Genomic DNA, 16659 nt, shown 5'->3' on the forward strand with positions numbered 1-16659 from the left:
AATGAGCGAGGCGACAGAGCTGCCGATCTCCCTCCTTGCGGGGGAGATGGCCGGCAGGCCAGAGGGGGGTGACTTGGCACAAACATATGGCGAATCTTGAATCCTACTTGCTCATCGCCGCCAGCCATTCATCGACCCAGGTCTTGCGGTTGGCGGCGACCTCCTCCGGGCTGAACAGCAAGGTCTTGGTCGGCTTGACCAGTTTGTCGAAGGCCGGGTTGAGCGGCTTGTCGGTCTTGCCGGCCGGGAACATCCAGTTGGTCTCCGGGATGGCATCCTGGAATTTCGGTCCGGTCATGAAAGCCATGAACTTTTCCGCCAGCGGGTTTTTCGCCCCAGTCGTGGTGATGCCGGCGACCTCGATCTGCAAATATTCGCCCTCTTCGAACGACGCTGCCTGGTAGCGCTCGGTGTTCTCGGCGACCATGTGATAGGCCGGCGACGTCGTGTAGGACAGCACCATCGGCGCCTCGCCCTTGGTGAACAGGCCATAGGCCTCGCTCCAGCCCGGCGTCACGGTCAGCACTTTCGACTTGAGCTTGGCCCAGGCTTCCGGCGCCTTGTCGCCATAGACCGACTTGACCCACAACAGCAGGCCGAGACCCGGGGTCGAGGTGCGCGGATCCTGGATGACGATCTTGTCGTCGGCGCTGCCTTCGACCAGGTCCTTAAGGCTCTTCGGCGGGCTCTTCAGCTTTTCAGTGTCGTAGACGACGGCGAAATAGCCATAGTCGAAGGGAACGAATGTATCGTCGCTCCAGCCGCCCGGCACATTGACGTCGGACACCGCGCCATGCGGCGCAAACAAGCCCGTGGCTTTGGCATCGGCGGTGAGATTGGTGTCGAGGCCGAGCACGATGTCGGCCTTGGTCGATGCCCCTTCCAACCTGACGCGGTTGAGCAGCGCGACGCCGTCGGCGACGGAGACGAACTCGACATCGCAGCCGCACTCGGCTTCGAATTCCTTTTTCACAACCGGACCCGGACCCCAGTCGGCGGTGAAACTCTCATAGGTGTAGACGGTGAGCTTGTCCTTGGCCAAGGCAGGTCCGGACAGGGCCACAACCACAGCTGAGGCAAGGGAGTAGAAAAGCGTGCGCATCGGCGCCTCCTTCGTTCGAATTGAAAGGAATTGAGGCGCCGGACTGTCCGAAACGTCTAATCCCTCCGCCGGTACAAACCGGATCAGGTTCAGCGGGTTGGCGAGTTTGCCTCTCAGCCGGTCCGCGAAGATCGCGTCCGGCACCCCGTTAGAGCGTTTCGAGACATAGGCCGGGCCGATCCCTCACGCAAGTGGCAGTTTGCCGGCCTTCCGTTTCCCGTGCCGGGCTGGTAAGGGCCACACGATATGAGCACATTCACCATCCTGCTTGGCGGCGATCTCATCCGCACGCCACGGCTCGACCACCAGGTCGAAGGCTCCCACGTCATCGCCGCCGACGCCGGCATCGGCCATGCGCGTCTGCTGGGCCTTGTCCCGGAACTGTGGGTGGGTGATTTCGATTCCGTGCCGGCCAACCTGCCGGACGACCTCGCCGCCGTGCCCCGTCGGACCTTTCCGGCGGAGAAGGACCAGACCGATGGCGAACTGGCGGTCGCCGCCGCACTGGAGCGCGGCGCGACCCGCCTGGTGCTCGCCGGCGCTTTCGGCGGCAAGCGCGCCGACCACGCCTTCCTGCATCTGGCACTTGCGCTGCGGCTGGCCGAAGCCGGAACAGAGATAGTTTTGACCAGCGGCGCGCAGGAAGGCTCTCCGCTGCTGCACGGGAAGTCCAGCTTCGACTATGCCGACGGCACGTTGTTTTCTGTCCTCGGCTTTTCCGATCTTTCCGGCCTGACCGTTGCCGGCGCCAAATGGCCGCTCGACCGCGTCAAGGTGGCGTTCGGTTCGTCATTGACCATCTCCAACGAGGTCAAGGGCCGCCTCGAAATCACACTCGGCCAGGGCCGCGCGCTGTTGCTCGCCCACCCTTATCCACTACCTGAAAGCTGACATGGCCCCGCCCCTTCTCAATCTCGACGGGATAAAACTGACCTTCGGTGGCACGCCGCTGCTCGATGGCGCCGCCTTGACCGCCTCGGCCGGCGACAAGATCGCGCTGGTCGGCCGCAACGGGTCTGGCAAGTCGACGCTGCTGAAGATCGCCGCCGGCCTGATCGAGCCGCAGGACGGCGAGGTATTCCGGCAGCCTTCGGCGACAATTCGCTATTTGCCGCAGATGCCCGACATGGAGGGTTTTGCGACGGTGCGCGCCTATGTCGAGGCCGGGCTCGGACCTGCCGACGATCCATACCGCGCCAGCTATCTGATGGAGCATCTCGGCCTGTCGGGCGAGGAGCGGCCAAACGATCTTTCCGGCGGTGAGGCAAGGCGCGCGGCACTCGCCCGCGTCATGGCGCCGGAGCCCGATATTCTGCTGCTTGATGAGCCGACCAACCATCTCGATCTCTCGGTGATCGAATGGCTGGAAGAAGAGCTCGTCCGCACTTCCTCGGCGCTCGTCGTCATCTCGCACGACCGCCGCTTCCTCGAGCGCGTATCGCGCGCCACCGTCTGGCTCGATCGCGGCCAGACCCGCAGGCTGGACAAGGGCTTTGGCCATTTCGAGGAATGGCGCGACCTCGTGCTGGAAGAGGAAGAGCGCGAACAGCACAAGCTCGGCCGTCAGATCGTGCGCGAGGAGCACTGGCTGCGCTACGGCGTGACGGCACGGCGCAAGCGCAACATGCGCCGCCTTGGCGAATTGCAGACCATGCGCCAGCGTTTTCGTGGCCATCGCGGCGCCGAAGGCTCGGCAACCATGGTGGCGAGCGACGCCGCCGAATCCGGCAAGCTGGTGATCGAGGCGAAGAACATCGAGAAGAGCTTCGGCGAACTCACCGTGGTCAAGGGATTCTCGACCCGCATCCAGCGAGGCGACCGCGTCGGCCTCGTCGGGCCGAACGGCGCCGGCAAGACGACGCTGCTGAAGATGCTGACCGGTGAGTTGAAGCCCGACGCCGGTTCGGTGCGGCTCGGCACCAATCTGGAGATCGCTACGCTCGACCAGAAGCGCGAGGCGGTCGACCCACAGGAGACGCTGGCGCAATATCTCACCGACGGACGCGGCGAGAACCTCGTCATCAATGGCGAGCAGCGCCATGTCGTCTCCTACATGAAGGATTTCCTGTTCAAGGCCGAGCAAGCACGCACGCCCGTGCGCGAGCTATCTGGCGGCGAACGGGCGCGGCTCTTGCTAGCGCGCGTACTGGCGCGGCCGGCAAACCTTCTGGTGCTCGATGAGCCGACCAACGATCTCGACATGGAGACGCTGGAACTGCTGCAGGAATTGGTCGCCGGCTTTGCCGGCACTGTCATCCTGGTCAGCCACGACCGCGATTTCCTCGACCGCACCGTGACCAGCATCATTGCACCGGACGGCGGCGGGCGCTGGATCGAATATGCCGGCGGCTATTCGGACATGCTGGCGCAGCGCGGCGGCACGAGGCTAGACGATCGCAAGGCGCGGGCGAAAACCGAAGCCGGCGAAGCCCCGGTCGCGACCAAGAATGAAGCCGCCGCGCCAAAGGGGCCGGCGAAGAAGCTGTCGTTCAAGCAGAAATTCGCGCTGGAAACCCTGCCCAAGAAAATCGAAGCCGTGATGGCGTCGATCTCGAGGCTTGAGAACAACATCGCCGATCCGGCCTATTACGAGCGCGATCCGGCCTCGTTCCAGAAGACCATCGCCGCCCTCGACAAGGAGCGCGCGACGCTGGCCGCATTGGAGGAAGAGTGGCTGCAACTCGAGATGCTGCGCGAGGAGATGGAAGGGTGAGGAGCGTTCGGCCGCAGGCCGATCAATCGACAACGATTTGTCGATTGAAGTGACGAACGCCCGGAGCCATAGCGAAGGGCCGGCGGAAATGCGCATACATTATGCGCATACTGTGGAGGCTGCTATGCGCAAGATTGCCTCGCAATGCGATCCGTAAGCCAGCAAATCTGTCGATCGATTCGAACCTCATGAGGGAAGCCAAGGGCCTTGACGTGAATGTCTCGCGCGCCGCGGAGGCTGGCATCGCGGAAGCTGTGGCGGCCGAAAAAACACGGCTGTGGAAACTTGAGAATCGCCCCACCATGGATGCGTGGAACGACTATGTCGAAAAACACGGCATCCCGCTGGAAGACTCGCGGCAGTTCTGATGCCACGTTTCGATGTCTTCGCGGGGCGCATCGAAGGCAGCTATTTGCTCGACGTTCAATCCGACTTGCTCGCCAATTTCAAAACACGGGTGGTGGTTCCGCTTCTACCGGTCGCAACGGCGTCGCCGCCGATGCGAGAGCTCCATCCCACCTTCGAAATCAACGGACGAAAACTGGTCATGGCCACCCATCTGATCGCAACCGTGGCTGCCAGCGAATTGGGTGATAGTCGACTGAACCTGGCGAAGCAGCATGACGTCATCGTCGCCGCGCTCGACATGCTGCTCCAGGGCTTTTGAGACAGCGGGCGCCGCGCCCGACGCCCTGCTCAGCCCGCCGTCTTCGCCTGCCAGGCCTTGATCGCCTCGTCGAACACCTTCTCGCCAGGGATGCCCTTTTCCATGGTCAGCAGCGCCCGCCGTCCGGTCTTGTAGACGACCGGCACGTCGATCCAGTCCTGCCCGCGAAGCAAGGTCATGTTGGCGTCCTCATCGGCCTTTGAGTCGTTGAGCGCAACGAGGAAGAAACCGTCGGCGATCTTGGCCGGAATGCCGATCAGCGGGCTGCCGGCATCCTGTTCTGAACTCTTCATCGCGACGCGCAGGATGTTGTCGACACCGCCGCCTTCGAAGCCGTCGGGCGTCAGGAAGATCATCTCGATGATATGGCTGGCCGGCAATGTCTGGTCGGTGTTGCGACGGATGGTCATGCGCAACTGGATGTCCTTGCCGGGAATGGTTGCCTCAGCACGGATCGCCGGTTCCGGTGGCAGGTCGCCACCGGGCGATTCCTGCACCAGCGACCAGACGATGCTGCCGGGCTCCGCCGAACCCTGGGCGGTGCTGGTGCGCTCTTCATAGAAGATTGCCTTTTGGCCCACCGGCAACGCGGTTTCTGCAGGCGCGGCCGCCGCGGCTGCCGGTGCGGCTGCCGGCGCCGCAGGCGCGGCGCCTGCCGATGCTGGCGGCGTTGCGCCTGCTGGGGCTGGCGGCGGAGTGGCGGCTGCAGCGGGCGCCGCAGGTGCGGCCTCCGCTGCAGGAGGCGTCGCCGGTGCCGTACCCGGTGGCGGCGTTGTGGCGGGTGCGGCCGCGGGCGGAGTGGCGGCAGCCGGTGCAGAAACCGCTGGCGCGTTCGTCGCCGAGGGCGGCGTGGTCAGTGCGGCGACCGATTCGCCTTCGCCGATGCCGCTCTGTCCGCCGGCCGGGCCGGGGTCGACTTCGCTGCCCTGCGGCGTCAGCCGCTGGGTGAATTTCGGGGCTTCGCTTTCGGTGCCGCCGGCCGCGGGTGCTGGCGGCGCTGCCGCGGCATCTGTTGCCGGCTTGGCCGGCGCCGGCTTCACCGGTTCCGTCTTCACGACCTTGGTGCTGCCGTCGAGCCCCAGCATCTTGCCGAAGGCGTCCTTGTTCAGCCAGATGCCATAGCCACCACCGGCAACGACCAGCAAGGCGACGACGACAGCGATCAAGCCGCCATAGCTGCGCCTGCGTTCGGCGGGCCTCAGGCGCTGGAAAGTGTCCGACACCGGCTCTTCGTTGCTTGAAAAGACATCGACCCCGTCGTCCTCGGCCTCCTCGCTGTCCATCCCCGGAAGGGGCGTTTCTGTGCGAGCAGGCGCTGGCGTCGGCTTTTGCCAGCTTGGCTCGACCTTGGCGGCAGGTGGTGGCGCCGGTCGATAAGGTTCCGGTTTGGCCGCGGGCGGTGCCGGCCAGGTTGGTTCTTCCTTCGTCGGTTGCCGTGCATGGCTCGGCTGGTTCTTGTTGCGGTCGATCGAGGAAAAGATGTGTTCCAGCTCCGCAAGCGGATCAGTGTCCGGCGCGCTCTTGGCGTAGTCCCGCTCGACACTCGCGACAGCGTCTTCCAGGGAGCGCTTCTGCTTGGCTATGACCTCGGCGGACAGCGGCGGCGAAAATTCCGCAAGCCTCTTTTCGAGTGCGGTACGCGCACCGTCATAGATCCGCTTGCGCGTATCGAGTCCCGGCTCGCCGTGCTTGTCGAGCTGCCTTTTCAGAACAGAAACGAAATCTGCCATGCTTCGGTCGACCTGTATTTTGCTCCCGGGCCGGCCCCCGCAAATCGGCCGCGATGCCCGGAAAGGCTGAGAAACTAGTCTTGAAACGGATCGGTCACAAGTATCGTGTCATCCCGTTCCGGGCTGGTGGACAGGAGCGCGACCGGGGCGCCGATCAGCTCCTCGATGTAGCGGACATATTTGACCGCCTGGGCCGGAAGATCGTTCCAGCTGCGTGCGCCGGCGGTGGTGCCCTTCCAGCCCTCCAGGGTCTCGTAGACCGGTTCGACGCGTGCCTGCGCGCCCTGGCTGGCCGGCAGATAGTCGATCATCTCGCCGTCGAGACGGTAGCCGGTGCAGACCTTGATCTCATCCAGCCCATCGAGCACGTCGAGCTTGGTCAGCGCGATGCCCTTGATGCCGTTGACGGCGACGGCCTGGCGCACCAGCACCGCGTCGAACCAGCCGCAGCGGCGCTTGCGGCCGGTGACGACGCCGAATTCATGGCCGCGCGTGCCGAGGAACTCGCCGATCTCGTTCTTCTGCTCGGTCGGGAACGGGCCTTCGCCGACGCGCGTCGTATAGGCCTTGGTGATGCCGAGCACATAGCCGATGGCGCCCGGGCCGACGCCCGAACCGGCCGCTGCCTGCCCGGCGACCGTGTTCGACGAGGTGACGAACGGATAGGTGCCGTGGTCGATATCGAGCAACGTGCCTTGCGCCCCCTCGAACAGGATGCGCTCGCCGGCGCGGCGCTTGTCGTCGAGGATTTTCCACACCCGGTCCATATAGGGCAGGATCTCGGCCGCGACCGAGGTCAGCTCATGCATGATCGCATCATGCGTGACTTCGGCATGGCCAAGCCCGCGACGCAGCGCGTTGTGGTGCGTCAGCAGCCTGTCGACCTTCAAGGGCAGCGTTTCCAAATCCGCCAAATCCATCACCCTGACCGCGCGCCGGCCCACCTTGTCTTCATAGGCCGGGCCGATGCCACGGCGGGTCGTGCCAATCTTCGTTCCGGAATTGGAGGCGGCGTCCTCGCGGAATCCGTCCAGCTCCCGATGCAGCGACAGGATAAGCGCCGTGTTTTCGGCTATTTTCAGGCGATCCGGCGCCACTTCGACGCCTTGCGCCTTGAGCTTCGCCACTTCGGCGACGAAAGCATGCGGGTCGAAAACGACGCCATTGCCGATGATGGACAGCTTGCCCTGGCGCACGACCCCGGACGGAAGCAACGACAATTTGTAGACCTTGCCGTCGACGACCAGCGTGTGGCCGGCATTGTGGCCACCCTGGAAACGCACCACGACATCGGCGCGCTCCGACAGCCAGTCGACGATCTTGCCCTTGCCCTCGTCGCCCCACTGCGAGCCGACGACCACCACATTGGCCATGTTTCTTTTCCCTTGAGACGCCGCCAAGCGGCTTGAATATGGTTCGAAACGACAGGCCTCTATAACGTCAAGACCTCGTGAGCGCGACCTTTCTTTGCCGCCAAAATTGCGCTGAGGCACAACAATTTTCGGCTTTGACATCATTTACTTGGGCAGACGGGGGCAATAGGCCGGCAAACACCGCAGCTCACCTCTGGCGGCCGGAATCCCGCCATGCATCGACGCGCCTACATATTCCTGCTGCTCACCACCTTGCTGTGGGGCGGCAACTCGGTGGCCGGCAAGCTGGCGGTCGATCACGTCTCGCCGATGACACTCGTCTTCCTGCGCTGGGTGCTGGCCGTGGCGATCTTGCTGCCGATCGGCCTTCAGACGATCCGCAAGGACTGGCCGGTGGTGCGCAAGCACTGGCTCGTGTTGGCGGCCCTTGGCGCCAGCGGCTTCACCTTGTTCAACACGATCTTCTACACCGCGCTCAACTACACGACGGCCATCAACGTCTCGATCGAACAGGCGGCGATGCCGATCCTGATCATCGTCGCCAATTTCGTCTTCTTCCGCTTGCGCGTGAACGGGGCGCAGATTGTCGGCGTCGTGCTGACCATCGCCGGCGTGGTCCTGACTGCCTGCCATGGCGACCCGCGTCGGCTGTTGACGCTGGAGCTCAATTTCGGCGACGCCATCATGCTGGTCGCTGTGTTTCTCTACAGCGGCTATTCGGTCGGGCTGCGGCTGAAGCCGGCGATGCACTGGCAGAGCCTGATGCTGGCCCTGTCGGTTGCCGCACTTGTCACCTCGCTGCCCTTCTTCGTGTGGGAGATCGCCGCCGGCAAGGTCATCGTGCCCGACGCGCGCGGCTGGCTGGTCATTGTCTATACCGCGGTCGGCGCCTCGGCCATCTCGCAGATCTTCTACATCAGGGGCAACGAACTGATCGGCGCCAACCGCGCCGGCCTGTTCATCAACCTGGTACCGATCTTCGGCACGCTGCTTTCGGTGCTGATCGTCGGCGAGACATTCCAGCTCTACCAGGCGCTGGCTCTGGTGCTTGTGGTGGGCGGCATCGGGCTTGCCGAATACAGCGGGCGCAAGGCAGCGCTGCGGTCGGCCAGGACACGCTGAACAAACGAAAGGCGCGGACCAGCCGCGCCTTTCGATCTTTCGCAACAGGTCGCGGCGTCACATCGCGTTGACGTCGAAGTGCAGCCGCTTGGCCGAGTCGATCGACTTGTGCGCCTTGACCTGCTCCAGCACGTTTTCCGGGAACGGCGCATCGAGATAGAGCAGCGCGATGGCATCGCCGCCAGGCCGGTTGCGGCCAAGCTGGAAGTTGGCGATGTTGACGCCGTTCTCGCCGCACACCGTGCCGAGCAGGCCGATGATGCCCGGCGCGTCGGCATTGGTCGTATAGAGCATGTGCTGGCCGACCTCGGCGTCGAGATTGATGCCCTTGATCTGGATGAAGCGCGGCTTGCCATCGGAGAAGCAGGTGCCGGCGATCGAGCGTGTCTTGTGCTCGGTCTTGACCGTCAGCTTGATGTAGCCGTCGAACACGCCGGACTTGTCGCGCTTGACCTCGGCAACGATGATGCCGCGCTCCTTCACCATGATCGGCGCCGACACCATGTTGACGTCGGAGACCTGCGGCCGGATCAGCCCGGCAAGGGTGGCGCTGATCAGCGCGCGCGTGTTCATCGTCGCGGTCGAGCCGTCGAACAGGATCTCGACCTCCGTGATCGGGTCCTCGGTGACCTGGCCGACAAAGGCGCCGAGCACTTCGGCGAGCTTGACGAAGGGCTTCAGCCGCGGCGCTTCCTCCGCGGTGATCGACGGCATGTTGATCGCGTTGGAGACGGCGCCCTTGATCAGGTAGTCGGCCATCTGTTCGGCGACCTGCAGCGCGACATTCTCCTGCGCTTCCGCCGTCGAGGCGCCGAGATGCGGCGTTGCCACCACATTCTCCATGCCGAACAACGCGTTCTGCTCGGCCGGCTCAACCTCGAAAACGTCGATGCCGACACCAGCCACCTTGCCGCTCTTCAGCGCCGCGATCAGGTCGGCTTCGACGACCAGCCCGCCACGCGCGCAGTTGATGATGCGCACGCCGTTCTTCATCTTGGCGATCGCGGCGGCGTCGATGATGTTGCGCGTCTTGTCGGTCAGCGGCGTGTGCAGCGTGATGAAGTCGGCGCGGGCGAAAAGCTCATCCAGCTCGACCTTGTCGACGCCAAGCTCTTCGGCCCGCTTGTCCGACAAGAACGGGTCGAAGGCAATGACATGCATCTTGAGGCCGACGCCGCGCGTGGCGACGATCGAGCCGATGTTGCCGCAGCCGATGATGCCCAGCGTCTTGCCGGTGATCTCGACGCCCATGAAGCGGTTCTTTTCCCATTTGCCGGCATGGGTCGAGGCGTTGGCTTCCGGGATCTGGCGCGCCAGCGCGAAAATCATCGCCACCGCATGTTCGGCGGTGGTGATCGAATTGCCGAAGGGCGTGTTCATCACGATGATGCCCTTGCGGCTCGCCGCCGGGATATCGACATTGTCGACGCCGATGCCGGCGCGGCCGATGACCTTGAGATTGGTGGCGGCATTGATCAGCTTTTCGGTGACCTTGGTCGCCGAGCGGATGGCGAGGCCGTCATACTGGCCGATCACTTCGGCGAGCTTTTCCTTGTCCTTGCCGAGGTCGGGCAGATAGTCGACCTCGACGCCGCGATCCTTGAAGATCTGCACGGCGGTGGGAGAAAGTTTGTCTGAGACGAGAACGCGAGGCATGGATTTGATCCTTTGCGATTGGCGACCCTCCACCTTGAGAGGAGGGTCGGCGCGGAAGCGCCGGGATGGGGTCCTTGTGGCCGGATGGCCTGATCTTCTGGATGTTGGATCGTTGAGCCGGGTGGAGGCGACCCCACCCAGCCCTTCGGAGTCAGGCCGCGGCCTTGAGCGAGGCCTTTTGCGCGGCAAAGGCCCAGTCGAGCCAGGACAGCAGCGCTTCGAGATCGGCGGTGTCCACCGTCGCGCCGCACCAGATGCGCAGGCCGGGCGGTGCGTCGCGATAGGCGCCGATGTCATAGGCGACACCTTCCTTGTCGAGCACTGAGACCAGCCCCTTGGCGAAAGCCGCCTGCCCGTCGGCGTCGAGCGCGGACACGTCCGGGTCGGTGAAGGACAGGCAGACCGAAGTGTTCGACCGCGTCGCCGGTTCGACGGCGAGATGACCGAGCCATGAGGACTTGCCGACAAAGCGATCGATGACGGCGGCATTGGCATCGGCTCTGGCGATCAGTGCCTCGAGGCCGCCAATCGACTTCGCCCAGTGAAGCGCGTCGAGATAATCTTCGACGCACAGCATCGACGGCGTGTTGATGGTCTCGCCCTTGAAGATGCCTTCGATAAGCTTGCCGCCCGAGGTCAGGCGGAAGATCTTCGGCAGCGGCCAGGCCGGCTTGTAGGTCTCCAGCCGCTCGACGGCGCGAGGCGACAGGATCAGCATGCCATGCGCGCCCTCGCCGCCCAGCACCTTCTGCCAGGAGAAGGTGACGACATCCAGCTTGTGGAAGTCGAGCCTTTGCGCGAAGGCGGCCGAAGTCGCGTCGCAGATGGTCAGGCCCTTGCGATCCGCGGGAATGAAATCGCCGTTAGGCACCCGCACGCCCGACGTGGTGCCGTTCCATGTGAAGACCACATCGCGATCGAAGTCGATCTTCGCCAGGTCGGGCAATTGGCCGTAGCCGGCCTCGATCTTGCGCACGTCGGCAAGCCTGAGCTGCTTGACCACATCGGTGACCCAGCCGGAGCCGAAGCTCTCCCAGGCGACCATGTCGACGCCGCGCTCGCCGAGCAGCGACCACAGCGCCATCTCGACCGCGCCGGTGTCCGACGCCGGCACGATGCCGATGCGGTAGTCCGCCGGAACCTGGAGAATTTCCCGCGTCAGCTCGATCGCCTGTTCGAGCTTGGCCTTGCCGATCTTGGCGCGGTGCGAACGGCCGAGCGCGGCAGCTTTCAGCGCCTCGACCGACCAGCCGGGGCGTTTTGCGCAGGGACCTGAGGAGAAATTGGGATTTGCCGGACGGAGTCCGGGCTTCGTATGTGCCGTCATCGTGGTCTATCCTTCCAGATAGTGGCCCCTCGTTGGGGAGGGGTGGCCCACGGACGGCGATATGCGTTCAGGCTTCGGGCGTCAAGAGGAAAGTTTTTGTCGTTGGCAGGATACCGGCGATCCGTGATCAGGATGTCGCGACCTCGAACGCAAACGGCGGATCCGAAGATCCGCCGCCGGTGTTTTCATGCCTACCGAGCCTGCTACCAGAGATCGTAGCGTAGCCCGAGCTTGAGCTGGTGATTGCTGATCCCCTTGTGGACCGGGAAGGAGGTCAGGCTTTCGGCAGTCACATATTCGGCGTCGGGGGCGGAAAAATACTGATAGCCCAGATCGACGGAAACGTTCTTCGACACCTGATAGGCAAGGCCCGCATTCAACGTGTAAGCCAGCGAGTACTTGGTCTGGTCGTCCTGCTGGATCAACTCGCTGGTCGGGTCATTGTTGTCGATGAAGCTAGCCGAAAGCTTGCGCGTGCTGCGGACAACGCCGATACCGGCGCCGAGGTAGGGCGTGATCCCGACATAGGTACCAAGGTCGACATAACCGTTGAGCATGCCCGAGAAGGCGTAGTTCTTCAGCGATGCCGATGCCACGGTCGACTCTACCGGCGGCGTCACGATCGCTGAATTGTCATAGCCGACGCTGATCTTGTTGCCGGGCAGGTAGCCGAGATTGAGATCTGCACGCAGATAGTCGTTGAAATGGTAGCCAAAGCCGATGCTGACAAAGATGGGATCTTCCTTGTCGTCGTAGCTCGCCGGCGTGAAGGTGAAATCCTCATTTTCGAAGCTCTTCTGCACCAGATAGGAGACATCGCCGCGCAGATACCAGCCCGAGCCGACCTCGACGGGCACATAGTCCGGCGCCTGGTCGACGTAGATCGGCGGATCATAGTCGGCGGCGAGCGTGGGCGTCAGCGGCATAAGGGCAAGTGCGCCGAGCGCCAGCGCTATACGCGAAGTAACTGTCATGGACCCGACTCCCGAATTTGGCGCCGCCAGCTATTGCAACGGCAGCCATCGTTTCAGGAAGCATTGTTAACCATAGTGGTTAAGTGCCGGTTAAGGCTAACAGAGCGTTAGCAAATTCATTTCCGGCGGAAACTTTCATTGCAGGCGACCCACGAGCAATTCCAGGAAAAGTGTCAAACGGATTGCGTCAAGACAAAGAGATTGAGCGGTTCTGCGTTTCCATGAAACGCAGAACCGCTCAAACGAAAACCGCCCGGTCGATGCCGGGCGGTTCGCGAACTTGCTGGGAATGCTGGCGTTACTTGGTGTAGACCGGCTCGGGTTCGGGCTGATAGGCAACCACCGGCGCCGCGCAACCGTTGTTCCCGCCGAACTGATAGCGCAGGCCACCGCGCACCTCGTGGGTGTTGATGCCGCCGTCGAAGCCGGGGCCGGCGCTGCTTGCGTCCCATTCGAACATGCGACCGCCCTGGATGTGGCTGTAGCGATAACCGGCATCAAGGATGATCTTGTCGGTCAGGCAGTAGGAAGCACCGGCCATCAGAGCGTAGGCGAAGCGCCAGTTGGACGAGCCGGAGTTGAACTCGGTGGTGTTCGGGTCCCTGAGATCATCCCATTTGACATGCGCGCCGCCGATGCCGGCGCCGACATAGGGTGTGATGCCATGGTATGTGCCGAGATCGGCATAGGCGTTTGCCAGCAGGAGCAATGCGCTCATCTTTGACTCTTCGGTCGATGTCGAGACGGCATCCGAAGTGCCGCCGTCGAAGTTCGACTTGAACCAGTAGTCGGCAGTCAAGTCCGTGCGGAAGTAATCATTGACCTTGTAACCAACACCGCCGCCGAGCGAGAAACCGCCCTTGAGATTGGCGAAATCGAAGCTCTTGTTGCCGGGTGTGATCAGGCAATTACAGGGATCGATGGAGTAAGTCATGTAGTCGACGCCGCGCACATCCGACTTGTGATAGTCGATATCGCCGCGAATATACCAGCCGCCAATATCGGCCGGCTGCTCGTAGACCGGCGGCGGAGCCTCTTCGACCACCGGGAGGTCGGCTGCGAAAACCGGCCCGGTCAGCCCCGCGAACAGCGTAGCGAGCAGGGCCTTTCTTGCTGTATTGAACATGCTTGTCACCCCTAGGAAGTTCGGAACGGCGATCGTGTCCGAAATGCGATTGCTTTCAGTCGTGGATAATGAATTGCAAAGGTTAAAAGGCGTTTAACCCTGTTGCTTAACCACGAATCTCTACACTTCGAGGAATCGGGGCGCGACTTTCGAGACCGGGAGCGACTGCTGGCCAACAAAAAGCCCGCCAGAAGGGCGGGCCTTTTTTGCGGGTGGATATGCTGAGGCGCGACGCCTGCGTGGGCGCTTGGCGACGCCCTTCGGGCGCGCTAGGATCAGGCGGCGCTGCGTGTTTCCGAGATGACTTCGACGATGTCGTTGACGACGGCCTCGACCAGTTGCGGGTCGTCGCCCTCGGCCATGACGCGGATCAGCGGCTCGGTGCCGGATGGCCGGATGACCAACCGCCCGGCCTTGCCCAGGCGGTGACGGGCGTCCTCGATGGCTGCCTTGACGGGCGCTTCCTCGAGGGGCTTGCCGCCGGAAATATGGACGTTCTTCAGAAGCTGCGGCACAGGTTCGAATTTCTTCGACAGCTCGCTGACCGGCCGACCCTGCCGTTTGATGCAGGCCAGCACCTGCAGCGCCGAAACCAGGCCGTCGCCGGTGGTCGAGAAATCCGACAGCACGATATGGCCCGACTGTTCGCCGCCGACATTGAGCCCATGCGCGCGCATATGCTCCACGACATAGCGGTCGCCGACCTTGGTGCGGTGCAATTGCAGCTTCATGTCGCCGAGGAAACGCTCGAGCCCGAGATTGGACATGACCGTCGACACGACGCCGCCGCCGGCAAGCCGCCCGCTCTGGTGCCAGGATTCGGCGATCAGTGCCATGATCTGATCGCCATCGACGATCGCCCCGTTCTCATCGACAATGACCACACGGTCGGCATCGCCGTCGAGCGCGATGCCGATGTCGGCGCGCACTTCGTGCACTTTCTTCTGCAGGCCCGCGGGATGGGTCGAACCGCATTCCTTGTTGATGTTGAAGCCGTTGGGTTCGACATTGATGGCGACGACTTCGGCACCCAGCTCCCACAGTGCCTCGGGCGCCACCTTGTAGGCGGCGCCGTTGGCGCAGTCGACGACGATCCTGAGGCCCGAAAGCGACATCGAGCGCGGCAAGGTGCGTTTGGCGAATTCGATGTAGCGGTCATGCACGCCGTCGACGCGCTTGGCGCGGCCAAGCCCGTCGGAATCGGCGAGCGTCAGTTCGATGTCCTTGTCGAGCATGCCCTCGATACGCTCTTCGATCTCGTCGGAGAGCTTGTAGCCGTCGGGGCCGAACAGCTTGATGCCGTTGTCGTAGTAGGGATTGTGCGAGGCGGATATCATGACGCCGATATCGGCGCGCAGCGAACGCACCAGCATGGCGACCGCAGGCGTCGGGATCGGGCCGAGCAGGAACACGTCCATGCCGGCGGCGCACAGGCCGGACACCATCGCATTCTCGATCATGTAACCCGAAAGCCTGGTATCCTTGCCGAGCACGACGCGATGACGATGACTGCCGCGCTGGAACGAGAGGCCGGCGGCCATGCCGACCCGCATCGCGATTTCAGCGGTCATCGGAAATTTGTTGGCGCGCCCGCGAATGCCGTCCGTGCCGAAATAATTCCCTGCCATGCTTACCAGATTCCTCGACAGTTCTTTGCTGGCACGTCATGCCACAATTGGCCAGGGCGCCATGATCACATTGTGTGATTGTATGTTACCAATCCTTAGAAAATCATTGTTGTGCACTGCACACAACATGACTGCAACCCAATTGCTGAGACTGCCACGCTGCAATATACCAGTCATGCGAGCATTTCAGCGCGGATGCACCTGGAAAAATCTTGCTCGCAATCCAGCAACAGGCAACAATTTCATCACCTTGTCGGGAGGAGCCAGCTTTGGGCGGTATATACGCCACTTAGCATCTGGCGCAACCGACCGTTGAGCGTTATTGATTTGCAGGGACATATCATGGGCTGCTGCAACGGAGAAACGCTATGCTCATCCACCGACTTGCCACTTTGACCGGCCTCGCCGTCGCGACCTTGTTCCTGGCTTCGCCAGCCAACGCGCTGACGATGGCCGAGTGCAGCACGAAGTATAACGCCGCCAAGGACGCGGGGACACTCGCCGGGGCGACCTGGAACCAGTTCCGCAAGGCGCAGTGCGGCCCCGATGCCGCCGCGACCACCGATACCAAGCCAGCCGACACCAAGAAGGCAGCTGAAACGAAGCCGGCCAAGGCAGCCAAAACGACCACCGCCGCGGCAACAGACAGCACCGCCAAGGGTCTGACGGCCAAGGAATGCAGCGCCAAGTACCAGGCGGCGAAGGCTGCCGGCACGCTGAACGGCATGAAGTGGAACGACTTCCGCAAGGCCGAATGCGCCGCCGGCGCGTCTGCCGCCGCCGACACCAAGCCGGCAACCACCAAGGCTGCCGCGGCTCCCGCCGACAGCAAGGGTCTGACCATGGCTGAATGCAGCACCAAGTATCAGGCTGCCAAGACGGCCAACACGCTGAAAGGCATGAAGTGGAACGACTTCCGCAAGACCGAATGCGGTGCCGCCGCGTCGGATGACGACACGGTGCCGGCTCCGAGTGAGGCAAACTACACCAAAGAGCCGGCAAAGCCGACGACGGCTGCGCCGAAGGGCGTCACTTTCCCGTCGGCGATCTCGCCGAAATACGCCAGCGAGACCCCCGGAAAGGGCCGCATGCATACCTGTCTCGACCAGTACTATGCCCTCAAGGACGCAAACGCGCTTGGCGGCCTCAAGTGGATCCAGAAGGGCGGCGGCTTCTACAGCCTCTGCAACGCCAAGCTGAAGACCTGAGCGCCGCATAGCCAGACAAACACAAAGGCCCGC

General features: G+C 63.1%; 14 protein-coding genes and 1 riboswitch. Of the genes, 6 read left to right on the top strand and 8 right to left on the bottom strand.

The window, feature by feature from the left end; all coding sequences use genetic code 11:
* Positions 1-103 precede the first annotated feature (103 nt).
* Positions 104-1102, bottom strand: coding sequence for a thiamine ABC transporter substrate binding subunit (gene thiB / locus AC1DZP_RS02250; RefSeq protein ID WP_477299993.1), 999 nt, complete (start codon positions 1100-1102; stop codon positions 104-106).
* A 43-nt stretch (positions 1103-1145) separates the two neighbouring features.
* Positions 1146-1260: riboswitch (TPP riboswitch) on the bottom strand.
* An 88-nt stretch (positions 1261-1348) separates the two neighbouring features.
* Between thiB and AC1DZP_RS02255 the strand changes: the two genes are divergently transcribed.
* The 4 genes from AC1DZP_RS02255 (at position 1349) to AC1DZP_RS02270 (ending at position 4482) form a co-directional block, all read left to right on the top strand.
* Positions 1349-1993 (top strand): thiamine diphosphokinase, encoded by a 645-nt coding sequence (locus tag AC1DZP_RS02255; protein WP_477299994.1) that lies wholly within the window; start codon positions 1349-1351, stop codon positions 1991-1993.
* 1 nt (position 1994) lies between these two features.
* Positions 1995-3815, top strand: coding sequence for an ABC-F family ATP-binding cassette domain-containing protein (locus AC1DZP_RS02260; protein ID WP_477299995.1), 1821 nt, complete (start codon positions 1995-1997; stop codon positions 3813-3815).
* 188 nt (positions 3816-4003) lie between these two features.
* Entirely contained in the window at positions 4004-4183 is a 180-nt protein-coding gene (locus AC1DZP_RS02265) for a type II toxin-antitoxin system CcdA family antitoxin (protein WP_477299996.1), read from the top strand.
* A complete protein-coding gene (locus tag AC1DZP_RS02270) occupies positions 4183-4482 on the top strand; it encodes a CcdB family protein (protein ID WP_477299997.1) in 300 nt (99 codons plus the stop codon). The genes AC1DZP_RS02265 and AC1DZP_RS02270 overlap by 1 nt, the downstream gene beginning before the upstream one ends.
* A gap of 29 nt (positions 4483-4511) precedes the next feature.
* Here AC1DZP_RS02270 and AC1DZP_RS02275 read toward each other — a convergent pair whose 3' ends face one another.
* A complete protein-coding gene (locus AC1DZP_RS02275) occupies positions 4512-6212 on the bottom strand; it encodes a hypothetical protein (protein ID WP_477299998.1) in 1701 nt (566 codons plus the stop codon).
* Positions 6213-6286: 74 nt separating this feature from the next.
* Positions 6287-7585 (bottom strand): adenylosuccinate synthase, encoded by a 1299-nt coding sequence (locus AC1DZP_RS02280; RefSeq protein WP_095089490.1) that lies wholly within the window; start codon positions 7583-7585, stop codon positions 6287-6289.
* A gap of 213 nt (positions 7586-7798) precedes the next feature.
* On the opposite strand from AC1DZP_RS02280, the gene AC1DZP_RS02285 reads away from it, so the two are divergent.
* Positions 7799-8707: a DMT family transporter gene (locus AC1DZP_RS02285; protein WP_477299999.1), complete on the top strand. Its 909-nt coding sequence runs from the start codon at positions 7799-7801 to the stop codon at positions 8705-8707.
* Positions 8708-8764: 57 nt separating this feature from the next.
* On the opposite strand, the gene serA is transcribed toward AC1DZP_RS02285, so the two are convergent.
* The 5 genes from serA to glmM all read right to left on the bottom strand — a co-directional run bounded on the left by serA (position 8765) and on the right by glmM (position 15418).
* The gene (gene serA / locus AC1DZP_RS02290) at positions 8765-10363 is read right to left on the bottom strand and encodes a phosphoglycerate dehydrogenase (RefSeq protein ID WP_095089638.1); all 1599 of its coding nucleotides are present in this window, start codon (positions 10361-10363) and stop codon (positions 8765-8767) included.
* A 151-nt stretch (positions 10364-10514) separates the two neighbouring features.
* Complete coding sequence (locus AC1DZP_RS02295) at positions 10515-11690, bottom strand: phosphoserine transaminase (RefSeq protein ID WP_477300000.1); 1176 nt, start codon at positions 11688-11690, stop codon at positions 10515-10517.
* Positions 11691-11893: 203 nt separating this feature from the next.
* A complete protein-coding gene (locus tag AC1DZP_RS02300; protein ID WP_477300001.1) occupies positions 11894-12664 on the bottom strand; it encodes an outer membrane protein in 771 nt (256 codons plus the stop codon).
* Positions 12665-12962: 298 nt separating this feature from the next.
* The gene (locus tag AC1DZP_RS02305) at positions 12963-13790 is read right to left on the bottom strand and encodes an outer membrane protein (RefSeq protein WP_457152489.1); all 828 of its coding nucleotides are present in this window, start codon (positions 13788-13790) and stop codon (positions 12963-12965) included.
* 275 nt (positions 13791-14065) lie between these two features.
* Positions 14066-15418: a phosphoglucosamine mutase gene (glmM, locus tag AC1DZP_RS02310; protein WP_184872352.1), complete on the bottom strand. Its 1353-nt coding sequence runs from the start codon at positions 15416-15418 to the stop codon at positions 14066-14068.
* Between the two features lie 368 nt (positions 15419-15786).
* Here glmM and AC1DZP_RS02315 point away from each other — a divergent pair, with 368 nt between their 5' ends.
* Entirely contained in the window at positions 15787-16626 is an 840-nt protein-coding gene (locus AC1DZP_RS02315) for a hypothetical protein (RefSeq protein ID WP_477300002.1), read from the top strand.
* The last annotated feature ends 33 nt before the right edge of the window (positions 16627-16659 follow it).

Source organism: Mesorhizobium sp. P2_F8 (assembly GCF_056403655.1).

Bases quoted from the DNA above. Each gene is read 5' to 3' on its own strand.
- AC1DZP_RS02305 (WP_457152489.1), bottom strand. From the start codon at position 13,790: ATGTTCAATACAGCAAGAAAGGCCCTGCTCGCTACGCTGTTCGCGGGG.
- AC1DZP_RS02285 (WP_477299999.1), top strand. From the start codon at position 7,799: ATGCATCGACGCGCCTACATATTCCTGCTGCTCACCACCTTGCTGTGG.
- AC1DZP_RS02280 (WP_095089490.1), bottom strand. From the start codon at position 7,585: ATGGCCAATGTGGTGGTCGTCGGCTCGCAGTGGGGCGACGAGGGCAAG.
- AC1DZP_RS02275 (WP_477299998.1), bottom strand. From the start codon at position 6,212: ATGGCAGATTTCGTTTCTGTTCTGAAAAGGCAGCTCGACAAGCACGGC.
- AC1DZP_RS02300 (WP_477300001.1), bottom strand. From the start codon at position 12,664: ATGACAGTTACTTCGCGTATAGCGCTGGCGCTCGGCGCACTTGCCCTT.
- AC1DZP_RS02260 (WP_477299995.1), top strand. From the start codon at position 1,995: ATGGCCCCGCCCCTTCTCAATCTCGACGGGATAAAACTGACCTTCGGT.
- AC1DZP_RS02265 (WP_477299996.1), top strand. From the start codon at position 4,004: ATGAGGGAAGCCAAGGGCCTTGACGTGAATGTCTCGCGCGCCGCGGAG.
- serA (WP_095089638.1), bottom strand. From the start codon at position 10,363: ATGCCTCGCGTTCTCGTCTCAGACAAACTTTCTCCCACCGCCGTGCAG.
- thiB (WP_477299993.1), bottom strand. From the start codon at position 1,102: ATGCGCACGCTTTTCTACTCCCTTGCCTCAGCTGTGGTTGTGGCCCTG.
- AC1DZP_RS02295 (WP_477300000.1), bottom strand. From the start codon at position 11,690: ATGACGGCACATACGAAGCCCGGACTCCGTCCGGCAAATCCCAATTTC.
- AC1DZP_RS02315 (WP_477300002.1), top strand. From the start codon at position 15,787: ATGCTCATCCACCGACTTGCCACTTTGACCGGCCTCGCCGTCGCGACC.
- AC1DZP_RS02255 (WP_477299994.1), top strand. From the start codon at position 1,349: ATGAGCACATTCACCATCCTGCTTGGCGGCGATCTCATCCGCACGCCA.
- glmM (WP_184872352.1), bottom strand. From the start codon at position 15,418: ATGGCAGGGAATTATTTCGGCACGGACGGCATTCGCGGGCGCGCCAAC.
- AC1DZP_RS02270 (WP_477299997.1), top strand. From the start codon at position 4,183: ATGCCACGTTTCGATGTCTTCGCGGGGCGCATCGAAGGCAGCTATTTG.